Below are 9602 nucleotides of genomic sequence, written 5' to 3'. Positions count from 1 at the left end.
CGCGGCATCGGTCGCGATCGGCGCACTCGCCGGCCTGTACCCGGCCGGCCGCGCGGCACGACTGCCACCGACCGAGGCGCTGAGTTCGGGCTGAGTTCGGGCCGAGGACGGGCTGAGGACGGGGCGCGACGCGAGCGCGCGCGTGCCGAAGGCGAGGTGCGGATGGGCCGGTGCGGGCCCGAGCCGGGTTGCACCGGATCGGGGCCGGACCGGCCGGCGCCGGCTCCACTCTCGACGCAGTCTTAGCGGAACCTGGGCAAAACCTGGGCACCACCTGGGCAAGACTTGACCGCGTGCACCCCTCGACGACCCGGCGGGGTGTGTGTTCCGCGCCCGACCACTGCACGTGGTGCTCGAAGCCGTCCGACCACGGATCCCACCATCCGCGACCGGACGGCTTCGGTGTGTCATGGGCGTGAATTTCCTACGCCACACGCCCGTTCCCGCAACCAACCCTCGAAGCAGCCGTCGGGCAGCGGTTGTCGGCGCGCCGGATCGGATCCGGCGCGCCGGGCATCGGTGCAGGTCGGCCGGGGGTGGGGAGGGATTTCATACGACCAGATGATGACGTCGACATGGTGAAGTCATCGATTCGGTTGACGATGGCCGGCGCCGGCAGTCGGTAATCTTTGGTGTGGAAAGCGGTTCACCACCGCCCGCATCGCCCGGCCGACCGGAATCTGTCGCAACCGCGGAGCGTCCGCCCAGCGTCAACCTTCCGACCGGTGTGTCGTGTCCTCGTCCTACGATGGCGCCGCTGAGGGCAGGGCGTAGTGAATGCCACAACGCCACCGGCCCGGGTCCGTGGCTGTCGGACTCGACGAGTCGTTGGGGGTTGGTCAGCAGTGTTGCGCGTTCTCGACGATCGCCGGGACGACGGCGACGACTTCGCCGGCGGGTCCGCTTCGGCGGGGACGCTCACCCGAGCCCGGGTGCCCGACAGTGCCGAGCCGATGGCCCAGGACACCGTACGGAAGCCGGCCGGCGAAGGTTCGTCCGCCGCCGCACCGCGCGCCTGGCGCGGCCGGTTGTGGTCCGCGCCCCTGCAACTGCTCCTGTTCCTGTGGCGGACCCTGTGCGGCGAGTGGCGCGGGATCGTCGCCGATCCGGTCCGGCAACTGTGGCGCACGCGCGGCAAGGGGCTCACGCTCGCGGTGGTGGCCAGCTCCGCGGTGATCTTCTTCCACGCGATCGGGCAGACCCCCACCGGCAAGACCGTGGTGCGCCTCCTCGGTGGTGTCAGTGCCGACCTGCCGCTGTGGCTGGCCCTGCTGCGGACGCCGATCTCGCTGTTCGTGCCCGCGTTGAACCTGCCGGTCTGGGCGGGCATCACGCAGTTGTTCCTCGCGTTCGCCATCGCCCAGCTCTCGCTCGGGGCGGGCCGCACGCTGATGGTCGCCTACGTGACCACGCTCGCGGGCACGATGGGCGCCCGGATCATGATCGCGATCGGTCCGGACCACGCGATCGGGCTGCCCTCGTCGGCCGCACACGTGCTGGACACGGGTCCGTCGGCGGCCGTGGTGGGCCTGTTCACGTACCTCTCGATCATTCACCGCGCGCCCATACTCTTCACCATCACCGGCGGGTCGATGGTGCTGGAGTCGATCATCCTGCCCAACCTGGCCGGCCGGGAACACCTGATCGCGGTGGGCGCGGCGATCGTGCTGGGTCTGCTCGCGGGGCGTACCCGCCCGCGTTGGTTGGCCTGGACGGACGGTCCTCGGGCGCGGATGGCCGTGCTGAGCTCGGGGCCTCCGGCGCGGGCGCGGGTGTTGTGGGCGATGCCGGGCACGTGGGTTCGCGGGATGTCGCGGCGGGGGCGGTCGCGGCGCGGGGCCGAGCCCGCCGCGGAGGTCGCTCCCGAACGAACACGCGAGAACGCCTGACTCGGCGCGATGGTGTACCGCCCGCTCCATCTGTTGTTGTTGGTGCGGAGGTGGGGGTTTCAAGGCACGGGCGTGGCCCGCTCCGACCCGCCCGGCGTCTTTGGCGCAGGAGTGGTCCAGACCAATATTGCGTCTCGTTCGGCGTGGTGGATACCTTCGGTCCACCGCGCCGTGCCTTGTTTCGGCGCGGGTCGAGGCACGTCGGGATCACCTCGTGCTCCGCTTCGTCGCAGCCGGAGGTACCGCCGTGATGACCGTTTCCCCCGTGCCCGGGTCGGTGATGGCCGGTGAGATCGCGGCCCAGCCCGAAGGGTTGGCTCGGATCCTGACCGAGGGGCTCGGCGCGATCCGCGCCGTCGCCGAGGAAATCCGGGCGCGCGATCCGAGGTTCGTGCTGTTCACCGGGCGGGGGACCTCCGACAACGCGGGGCTGTACGCGCGTTACCTCACCGAGGTGCTGCTCGGCCTGCCGGCGGGCCTGACCTCGATGTCCACCACGACCGCCTACCGCGCACGGCAACGTCTGGCCGGCTGCCTCGTGGTGACGGTGAGTCAGTCCGGCGGCTCCCCGGACCTGATCGCCTCCGCCCGGCAGGCCCGCGCGGACGGCGCGCTCACCCTCGCGGTGACCAACAACGCCGATTCGGTGCTCGCCCGCGAATCCGACCTGCACCTGGACGTGCTCGCCGGTCCGGAACTCGCGCTGCCCGCGACCAAGACCTACACCGCCGAGCTGCTCACCCTGTTCCTGCTGGTGGACCACCTTCGAGGCGGCACCGGCGAGGCGGCGCGGACGCTGCCCGACGCGGCCCGCGCGATCCTGGAACGGCAGGCCGAGATCCAGGTGCCGGCCGAGCGGTACCGGTTCGCGGACCGGCTCGTGGTCACCGCGCGTGGCTACGGATATCCGACCGCGCGTGAGGCGGCGCTCAAGATCATGGAGACCAGCTACATCGGCGCGCAGGCGTTCTCCGGCGCGGACCTGATGCACGGCCCGCTCGCGATCGTCGACCGGGCCTGGCCGGTGCTCGCGGTGGCACCGGACGGCGCGGGCGGGACCGCGCTGCGGCCGGTGCTGGACCGGCTGCGCGAACGCGGCGCGGATCTGTACATGATCGGGTCCGCGGAAGCGGTGGCCGAGTACGGTCGGGGCTTCGTGTTGCCGACCGGGGTCGCCGAGGAGGTGTCGCCGATCCTGGAGATCCTGCCGCTGCAACTGCTCGCGCGCGAGGTCGCGTTGGGACGCGGCTGCGACCCGGACGCGCCTCGGGCACTGGCGAAGGTCACCGAGACGCGGTAGTCGACCTGGACGCGGTGGCCGACCTGGACGCGGTGGCCGACCGGAACGCGATGGACGACGTGGACGCGGTGGCCGACCCGCGGTGGTCGACCGGGACGCGGGAGTCGCCGGCCCGCCGGTGGGCGCGGTCAGGCCGTGCGGTCCAGGTCGGTCGCGGCCTCGCGGGCGTCCAGGAGTTCGTCCCAGTTCGCCGCCGCCCACTCGCACGCGGCGGCCATCGGGACCAGCATGCCGCGGCCCAGCGGGGTGAGGGCGTAGGTGACCCGGCGGACCGGGGCGTCGTGGGCGGTGCGGCTGATCAGCCCGTCGCGTTCGAGCGTGCGCAGCGACCGGGTGAGCACCTTCGCGGTGACGCCGCGCATGGGCACGCGCAGTTCGGAGAAGCGCCGCGGACCACCCTCCAGACAGCGGATGATCATCGCCGCCCATTTGTCGCCGAACCGGATCGGGGACAGGTTCGACGGGCAGACGGGGTCGAACATGTCCGCGGACAGGGGTTCCGTGGTGGCCTCGCTCATGGGCCCAGCGTAGTTGGTATCCGGGAGGTAACCAGGGCCCCGGGTAGGTTCGCGGCGGTGGTCGAGACGAGGCTCGACCCGGACGAGCGGGGTGGCATCCAATGAGCGACATCATCGTTTTCGGCGCGGGTGGTCGGACCGGACGCACGGCCGTCGCGGAGGCGTCGCGCCGGGGGCACCGGGTCACCGCCGTGGTGCGCGATCCGGCGAAATACCCGGACCTGGCCGGCCCGGACCTACGGGTGGTCGCGGGCGACGTGACCGACGCGGACGCGGTGGCCCAACTCGCGGCGGGCCACGACGCGGCGGTCGCGGCGGTGTACGACCCGGCGGCGCCGGTGGGCGACTTCTTCGGGCGGGCGGTGCGGGCGCTGCTGGACGGGCTGTCCCGGGCGGATGTTGGGCGATTGGTGTGGGTGGGCCTGGCCTCGGTGCTGCCGACCGAGTCCGGCGAGTTGCTGATGGATACGCCGGGATACCCGCAGGAGTACCGGGCGTTCTTCCTCGCGCACGCCGAGGGCAACGCGGCGCTGAGCGCGTCGCAGGCCGGGCCGGAATGGGTCGTGCTGAGTCCGGCGGGCGACTTCGACCACGAGGGCGTTCGTACCGGTCACCATCGCGTCGCGCCCGCCGACGCGGAAAGCCGGGTGTCCTACCCGGACTTCGCGATCGCGCTGCTGGACGAGATCGACACGCCGAAGCTGCGCCGGGTGCACGTCGGGATCGAGGGCGGGCGATGAGCGGGTCGGTCGTGGACAGCCCCGATCCGTGGGTGGCGGAGCACATCCGGCGCTTCGTCGAGAGCGACGGGCGGGCTCGGGAAGGGATCGACGACCTCCTGCTGACCACGCGCGGGCGCCGGTCGGGGCTGCTGCGGCGGACCGCGTTGGTGTACGCGCGCGACGGTGATCGGTGGATCGTGGCCGGTTCGAACCGGGGCGGCGAGCGGCATCCGGCGTGGTACCTGAACCTGGTCGCCGATCCGGCCGTCACGATCAGGATCGGGGTGACGGATGTGCCGGCCCACGCGCGCACCGCGACGGCGGCGGAGAAGCCGAGGTTGTGGGGGCTGATGGTGGCGGCGATGCCGTCGTACCAGGCGTATCAGGAGGGCACGACCAGGGACATCCCGGTGGTGATCATCGAGCGGGCGGCGGCGATCGCGGGCATCGGGTGAGGGGTGCGGGCCGGCCGGGTTCCCCTGGGCGGGGTTTCCTCGGGCCGGCCCTACGCTCTCGCGGAGCCGGTGTGTTCGACCGCGAACAGGCGGTGCTCGACCCGGTCGAGGGCCACCCGTACGGCGCCGAGCGCGACGCCGTCGGCGCCCAGGGCGGACAGTTCCACGCGCGGCATGCGCAGGCACAGCCGGCGCAGTTCGCTGGTCAGCGGCGGAACGGCGTCGGCGAGGCCCGCCGCCCAGCCGCCGATCACGACGATCTCCGGATCGAGCGCCAGCACGAGCGCGGTGACGTCGTGGATCAGGCGCCGGACGAACCGGTCCACCGCCTCGGTCGCGGTCGGGTCGCCCGCCGCCGCGTGCCGGAACACCTCGCCGACGGCCGCCTCGTCCAGCGGCGGCAGCGGTGTGCCGGTGGTGGACAGCAGGTTCTCCGGGGTGACCTGCCGGCCGAGCAGGTGCAGCGCGCCGATCTCTCCGGCGGCGCCGCCGAAGCCGCGGTGCAGGCGGCCGTTGATGAACGAGCCGGCGCCCGGGCTGAGGCCGGCCATCACGTAGACGATGTCGTCGGAGCCGACCGCGACGCCCTTCCAACGCTCGCCGATCGCGGCCAGGTTGGCGTCGTTCTCGACCTGGACCGGACAACTGAACGAGCGGCCGAGTCGACCGGCGAGATCCAGGCCGGTCCAGCCCGGCATCGCCGAGGACAGCGTGACCACACCCTCGGTGTCCACGATTCCGGGTGTGCCGATGCCCACGCCCCACAGCGAACCGCGCGAGATCTGGGCCCGGCGCAGCGTCTCGGTGATCAGGCCGCGGACTCGCTCCAGGCGGTCCTCGGCCTCGCAGTCCTCCTCGACGGTGCGCGCGGCGCGGCCGACGATCGTGCCGCCGAGGTCGGCGAGCACGACCCGGATGTGGTGCACACCGACGTCGACGCCGAGCAGGTGGCCGGCCTCGGCGTGGAAGCGGAAGCGTCGGGCCGGCCGGCCGCGCGGGCGGCTGCCGTCCTCGCTCTCGGTGGTGGTGGTCTCCACGACCAGGCCCTCGGCGAGCAGTCCGTCCACGACACCCTCGACGGTCGGGCGGGACAGTCCGGTGGCCTCCATCAGCGCGGTCACCGTCAACACCTCGCCACCGCGCAGCGCGCGCAGGGTCGCGGCGGAGTTGATCCGTCGGACCACGGAGGAGTCCCCGCCGGTCGCCTGTGCCACAGCTCTTGTCCTCTCATCGCGCCGTCGCGCGGTACGTTCGCCCGGGCGCCCGCGCCCGTCGTGCACGTCGTCGTCGCTCAGGCGCGGATGGTACCCAGATTTCGCGTCGGATCAGGACGCGGGCCGCAACGCGGCCGGCCCGGCCTCGGCGAACGCGAGCCGGCAGGTGTCCGCACGATACGTGGCCACGGTGACCGCGGCGGTCCGGCCGAGCGCGGTGTACGTCGTCGTCACGACCAGCACGGCCGTACCCGGCGGACGCTCCAGGTAACGGGCTTCCTCGGCCTCGGCCACGCCCAGTTCGACCGCGCGGTGCCGGCTCTCCAGGCGGTGGCCGCGCAGTTGGCGAAGCATCAGCGAGGCGCGCTCGAAGCCCGGGACGCGGGTGGACAGCGACGGGACGACGGCGCGCGAGACGTACAGGCACTCCAGGCCGACCACTTGGCGCATGGAGAACTGGCGACGGCGCAGCCGGTGCACCAGGGCCGAGGGGCGGCCCTTGAGGGCGTCCGCGAACTCGCCGGTCGCCGGCACGGTGGCGCAGTCGATCACCTCGCGGTCGCGCAGGTCCACGCCCGGCCAGCCCTCGCCGTCGGCGCTGAGCGAGACGTCCACGCGCGGGCCGGCGACGGTGGTGCCGGCGCCGCGCTTGCGGACCAGGCGGCCTTCGAGTTCGAGCTGCTCCAGCGCGTGCCGCAGGGTGGCGCGGGCGACGCCGAAACGGGCCGCGAGTTCGCGCTCGTTGGGCAGGATGTCGCCGGAGTTGAAGTCCTCGTCGATCGCCTTGAGCAAGGACGTGCGCAGTTGCCAGTACTTGGGTTCGCCGAAGACCGCTTCGTCCGGCAATGTCGCCATGCTGCTCACGGACGCCCCCTCGGCTGGCCGACGCCTGCGCGGCGCGGACTTATTGCATGCTCGGTTTAGTAAAGACGGTTGAATATAACCGCGTCGGACCACGAAAGGTCCAGACCAAGTCGGTCGAACTTCCCGGTGACCTGGCTCACACCGATCCGCTCGATCCGGTGCCTCCCGGGCTGACCTGCGCGAATGGTTCACCACCCGATCCGGGGCATGCGTCGCGAGCGGAATCCGGTGCGACTCCGGAGCTGTGCGCGGGAGTTCGGATGACCCGCCCGTTCCGCGCCACCCGCGCCACCCGCGTACGCGCGTCCGCGCGGCGGGCGGTCGGCGGACCGAGGCGCGTCGTCCGTCACGGCGTGGCGGTGCGGGGTGGGCCCGGTGGGGTCGCGAGGGGGTGGGGGCAGGAGGGAGGGGTGGGGGTGGAGGGGATGCGCATGCGGCGCATCAGGTCGGCGATGAGGCGGGCGGGGTCGGTGTTGTGCCACGTGGTGCCCGGGTGGGTGGCCTGGAGGTGGGACAGGGCCCGGGTGCCCAGACCGGTGTCGCGGAAGGGCTCGCGCACGCGCACCTCGGTGATCACGCCCAGCGCGCACAGCGGGCAGACCCGGTAGGTGACGCATCCGACGATCCGCCGCCGGTGCACCAGGAGCAGGCATGCGCCGCCGTCGCGCGCGGGATCGGCGGAATGCACCAGGTCCACCTCGCGGTAGGCGAGCAGTCGGCGGTGCAGGCGGCCCTTGCGGCGTCGGGCTCGGCGGTGGCGCCCGGTCGGTCGGGTGGTCGCGGCGGCCTTCGCCGGCGTGGGCGGGCGGGGGCTCGGGGCGGGGATGTCGATGGCCGACGTGGCGTCGATTGTTGACATGCCAGGACGCCTGCCCGCATTGCCCGGAGTGATACCCAACCGTCCGGGTGACGCGTTGGGCCCGGGTGTTGCCGCCGGGCGTGCGGGGTGGTGCCGCCGGATGTCGTCGGCGCGTCGCGGTCGGGTGCGAGTACGCCTCGGAGTTCGGCAAAATTGGTCTAGTCCAATGTATTGACGGCTCGGAACCGGAGGGCCACCCTGTGGCCATTGGTCTATACCACGTCTCTCCACAGGAGTCCCTCGTGGTCCGTCGCTTCGTCCCCGTCCCGGCTGCGGCCGCGTCGTCGGCCGGCCTGCTCTCGAAGCTCTCCGTACGGTTCGCGGGTGCCACGCCGCCCGCCACGACCCCGCCGACGACGATCCCGCCGAGCACCGTGCCGCCGAGCACGCGCGGCACCACGGCGTGGGAGCGCGCGGCGATCTACGTCGCGAACAACAGCGTTTCGCACAAGGGGCATGCGTGGAAGGCGAAGTGGTGGACGCAGGGCGAGGAGCCGGGCACGACCGGCCAATGGGGTGTGTGGCAGGACCTGGGCGCCTGTTGACCGGACCGCCGGAGGACGAGGTGCGCGGTCGTCGGCGCGGGTCGACCCGGCCGGCGAGAGACCGGCGCCGCCGGGCGTGACGACGCCGCGGCGAGCGCGTGACGGACCGGAGGCGCCGCATCGGCGACTCCGGTCCGTCGGCGTTCGCGGCGGCCCCGACCGGGTGGCGGCGTCGTGGCGATCCCGACGGCGGGTCGTGCCGACGCGGTCTCAGCCGGTCGGCAGGTCGAGCAGGTCGAGTTGGTACTCGGTGGACCGGTGGGTGGGGCGGTAGCCGAGGGCGTCGTTGATCCCGAGCATCGCGCGGTTCTCGGCGGCGGTGTCGGTGCACAGGCCGGCCAGATCCGGGTGCCGGTCTCGGGCCCGGAGGATCGCCTCGGCCTTCATCCGGAGCCCGAGACCGTGCCCGCGGTGCTCGGGCAACACGCCGGTGCTGTAGTGCTGCCCGTCGCCCTTGCCGTCGCCGGGGACGACCAGCTCGGTGAAGCCCACGATCGACCCGTCGGCGGTGTCGATCGCGGCGATCGTGTGCAGCAGTTCGCCGCGGTCCGCGATGGCCCGCGCCGCCGCCCGAACCCGGTCCACGTCCCAGACCACCGTCCCGTAGTCGGTGTCGCCCATCGGCATGTCGTCCATCGCCCGGCGGGAGTCGGCGAAGGTGTCGGCCCACTCGTCCGGGACGGTGCCGTCCCAGGCCAGGAAGCGATAGCCGGGATGTGCTCGCTCGGCGACCTCGGTCACCGCCGCGAGGTCGACCTCGGCGAGCGGGAGCCGGGCGTAGATCAGCGTCAGTACCGCGCGGAAGCCGCGCGCCGCCAGGAAGCGGTCGCCGGGGGAGTCGACCTCGGCCTGGGCCAGGAGCGATCGGCGCCCGTCCGCGCGGGCCGCCTCGACCGCCGCGGCCAGGAGCCGACCGCCGGTGCCGCGGCGGCGCTCGGCCGGGTGGACGCGCAGGTCGAGTTCGGCCAGGTGGTCCTGTCCGGGCCTGCCGAACAGCCGCAGGAAGGCCGAGCCGAGCGGGATCCCGTCGGCATCGGAGGCCAGCCAGGCCAGTCGGCGACCGGCCGGGCTCTGCTCGGGGTCGGTCAGCGGAGTGAGGTGCGTGGACAAGAAGACTCCAGCGAAGGGTGCGGGCCGGGAAGAGGACGGTCGAAACCGGTGGGGCCGATTCGGGGCATCCGGGCACTCGCGCGCATCCGCCGCACACCTCCTCGCTCGGCCGGGGCCCGACCGAAT

General features: G+C 72.9%; 10 protein-coding genes. 5 read left to right on the top strand and 5 right to left on the bottom strand.

Annotated elements, in window-relative coordinates; translation table 11 throughout:
- Window positions 1–845 precede the first annotated feature (845 nt).
- Both ACWCPW_RS21600 and ACWCPW_RS21595 read left to right on the top strand, forming a co-directional pair.
- A complete protein-coding gene (locus tag ACWCPW_RS21600) occupies window positions 846–1889 on the top strand; it encodes a hypothetical protein (RefSeq protein WP_449763198.1) in 1044 nt (347 codons plus the stop codon).
- Window positions 1890–2139: 250 nt separating this feature from the next.
- Entirely contained in the window at window positions 2140–3189 is a 1050-nt protein-coding gene (locus tag ACWCPW_RS21595) for an SIS domain-containing protein (RefSeq protein WP_449763197.1), read from the top strand.
- Window positions 3190–3317: 128 nt separating this feature from the next.
- On the opposite strand, the gene ACWCPW_RS21590 is transcribed toward ACWCPW_RS21595, so the two are convergent.
- Window positions 3318–3707, bottom strand: coding sequence for a winged helix-turn-helix transcriptional regulator (locus ACWCPW_RS21590; RefSeq protein WP_449763196.1), 390 nt, complete (start codon window positions 3705–3707; stop codon window positions 3318–3320).
- 101 nt (window positions 3708–3808) lie between these two features.
- Here ACWCPW_RS21590 and ACWCPW_RS21585 point away from each other — a divergent pair, with 101 nt between their 5' ends.
- Both ACWCPW_RS21585 and ACWCPW_RS21580 read left to right on the top strand, forming a co-directional pair.
- Window positions 3809–4447 (top strand): NAD(P)-dependent oxidoreductase, encoded by a 639-nt coding sequence (locus tag ACWCPW_RS21585; protein WP_449763195.1) that lies wholly within the window; start codon window positions 3809–3811, stop codon window positions 4445–4447.
- The gene (locus ACWCPW_RS21580) at window positions 4444–4884 is read left to right on the top strand and encodes a nitroreductase family deazaflavin-dependent oxidoreductase (RefSeq protein WP_449763194.1); all 441 of its coding nucleotides are present in this window, start codon (window positions 4444–4446) and stop codon (window positions 4882–4884) included. The genes ACWCPW_RS21585 and ACWCPW_RS21580 overlap by 4 nt, the downstream gene beginning before the upstream one ends.
- A gap of 50 nt (window positions 4885–4934) precedes the next feature.
- Here the strand turns inward: ACWCPW_RS21580 and ACWCPW_RS21575 are convergent, their stop codons facing one another.
- From ACWCPW_RS21575 to ACWCPW_RS21565, 3 genes are all read right to left on the bottom strand, one after another.
- Window positions 4935–6098, bottom strand: coding sequence for an ROK family protein (locus tag ACWCPW_RS21575; protein WP_449763193.1), 1164 nt, complete (start codon window positions 6096–6098; stop codon window positions 4935–4937).
- A gap of 111 nt (window positions 6099–6209) precedes the next feature.
- Entirely contained in the window at window positions 6210–6953 is a 744-nt protein-coding gene (locus ACWCPW_RS21570) for a GntR family transcriptional regulator (protein WP_449763209.1), read from the bottom strand.
- A gap of 355 nt (window positions 6954–7308) precedes the next feature.
- Window positions 7309–7821, bottom strand: a complete 513-nt coding sequence (locus ACWCPW_RS21565) for a hypothetical protein (protein WP_449763192.1) — start codon at window positions 7819–7821, stop codon at window positions 7309–7311.
- Window positions 7822–8063: 242 nt separating this feature from the next.
- Here ACWCPW_RS21565 and ACWCPW_RS21560 point away from each other — a divergent pair, with 242 nt between their 5' ends.
- A complete protein-coding gene (locus ACWCPW_RS21560; RefSeq protein ID WP_449763191.1) occupies window positions 8064–8366 on the top strand; it encodes a carbohydrate-binding protein in 303 nt (100 codons plus the stop codon).
- A 210-nt stretch (window positions 8367–8576) separates the two neighbouring features.
- On the opposite strand, the gene ACWCPW_RS21555 is transcribed toward ACWCPW_RS21560, so the two are convergent.
- Window positions 8577–9476 (bottom strand): GNAT family N-acetyltransferase, encoded by a 900-nt coding sequence (locus ACWCPW_RS21555; protein WP_449763190.1) that lies wholly within the window; start codon window positions 9474–9476, stop codon window positions 8577–8579.
- Window positions 9477–9602: the final 126 nt, after the last annotated feature.

It is taken from the genome of Embleya sp. NPDC001921 (assembly GCF_053594475.1).
Note: the sequence above shows the minus strand (reverse complement) of the source record. Positions and strands in the feature narration are given on the sequence as shown.